The organism is Carnobacterium sp., assembly GCF_032094055.1.
Classification (GTDB): domain Bacteria; phylum Bacillota; class Bacilli; order Lactobacillales; family Carnobacteriaceae; genus Carnobacterium_A.
Map to the genome: position 1 here is coordinate 2,279 of NZ_DAMDAK010000131.1, position 1,976 is coordinate 4,254.

At 38.6% G+C, this 1,976-nt stretch carries 2 protein-coding genes and 1 pseudogene; 1 reads left to right on the forward strand and 2 read right to left on the reverse strand.

Annotated features, from left to right (window positions below):
• Positions 1-1,010 (reverse strand): two-component system activity regulator YycH (locus tag RT405_RS13140; RefSeq protein WP_313470279.1); only part of this gene is annotated, 1,010 nt, incomplete at its 3' end.
• Positions 1,007-1,861: pseudogene (locus RT405_RS13145) on the reverse strand (ATP-binding protein); the annotation flags it as partial. The pseudogene RT405_RS13145 and the gene RT405_RS13140, both read right to left, overlap by 4 nt.
• 25 nt (positions 1,862-1,886) lie before the next feature.
• Between RT405_RS13145 and RT405_RS13530 the strand changes: the two are divergent.
• A partial coding sequence (locus tag RT405_RS13530) for a hypothetical protein (protein WP_396163873.1) occupies positions 1,887-1,976 on the forward strand: 90 nt, incomplete at its 3' end.

The following is a 1,976-nucleotide window of genomic DNA, read 5'->3' on the forward strand; positions in this document are numbered from 1 at the left end:
ACCGTAATGTAGGTCGCTCCATATCCAGTTAAACTAAAAACTGGAAAACCTTCAATATAACGACGATAAGTGACTTCATTACTCTGATGATTGTAATCAAAGTAATGAATTTCATCTGACCAATTTTCAAACCTCATCAGTTCATTAAAGGAATCCATTAGTGTTCTTGTCAACGATAGGGTGTCGCCAGAATTTCGATTGCGGTAATAATTCAAGATATTGGTTTTTTCATTTACTCGCATTTCACTAATGTAGTCAATGTACTGTACCGCATTTTCGCTTCGATTTTCTCTTACTTCTGAAGTATCGTCAAACAACCGTTCAATAAACAAGCTATTCGGCTGTCTTTCAACCATATAAGTCAAGTAAGGCAGCTTTAATGAAGAAAGAGGTAAATAAATCATTTTATCGGCAACTTTTACAGTTGTTACTGGTCGATAAGTCACGTCTTTCCGATGGATACTTTCTGATAATTGAATTTGATCAACGTTTTCCAATGTACTTGTATACAGTAATTTAGTTTCTGTATTATAAAAGTAAAGCGTATCTGGATCAGATTGGGATAAATAAACTCGATCAAATGTCTGGTCTTGGTATTCGCCTGGCAAGTTAGCAAATAAATTGCTCAACACTCCAAAAGGAATACTTTCAAAATACAGCAACTCGATTTCATTGCCCGAATGATTTAATTCGGCTTGGTATTCATCAGGTGTTAGTTCGATTGGGTCATCCAAGCTATCCAGCTTCCAACTATTAAAAGCTTTCGTAAAAGCTGATAAAACATCTCTGTTTGTTGTGATTTCTGCTGTGTCAGATTCGTGTAAAACAACTTGAGAGGGACCGAACACGCGAGCAAGCTGTCTGGAAATCGTAACAGAGGACGTCTTTTTTTGATCGCTGCTGGTTTGTTCCCCATATTGTCCCGGCATCGTCCAAATAGCCCAAGTCAGAAATAGACTGAGGACGATAAGCACTATCATTAACGGTCTAATCAACTTGGACCACTTCATTCCCAATCATCCTCCTCATAAGGGATATAAGGTAATAGAACATAAAACGTCGTACCTTTTCCTTCACTACTGTTTGCCCAGATTTTTCCGCCATGTCGTTGAACGACTTCCTTGGAAATAGCTAATCCTAATCCAGTTCCTCCCATGGAACGAGCACGTGCTTTTTCAACCCGATAAAAACGGTCAAATACATGAGGCAGATCTTTTTTAGGGATGCCCATTCCTTGATCGGAGATACTGATCACGACATTGTCATGGGTTTCTCTTAAACTACACGTAATAGTGCCGCCGTCAGGAGAATATTTGATGGCATTATTCATAATATTATCAAATACCTGCATCATTTTATCTGTATCTATCTCAGCCCAGATTTGTCGATTCGTGATCTCTCGTTTAATGAAGAAGGTTTTCTTCGGTTGATCAGAAGATTGGATCATCATATCAAAACGGTCTAATACATGGTTAAACAATTCATTGATATTAACATATTCCATATCCAATGCATTATTTCCCGCGTCCATTCTGGATAAGTTTAATAAATCAGAGATCATCCGGATCATTCGATCTGTTTCTTCTTGAGTAACCTGTAAAAAGTTCGGTGCAATTTCCGGATCTTTCCAAGCTCCGTCAATCAATGCTTCCAAATAACTCCGCATACTAGTCAACGGTGTTCTTAATTCATGGGAAACGTTAGAAACAAAATCTCTTCGTTCACGTTCGATTTTTTCTTGCTCGGTCACATCATGTAAGACACAGACAATTCCACTGATAAAGCCGGTTTCTCTTTGGATCAAAGAAAACCCGCCATGCAGAATCAACGGTGTTTCAGGAGTTGAAAAATCAAAAGACAATCGCTATCGCGGTGATTTATTTTTGTTGATCGATGGCGGGACTTTTTCTGCAGCGAGTTTGATTGCTACAAATCTGAAAGTTGGGAAGCGGGCTGTTTTTGTGGGAGAGGAAACT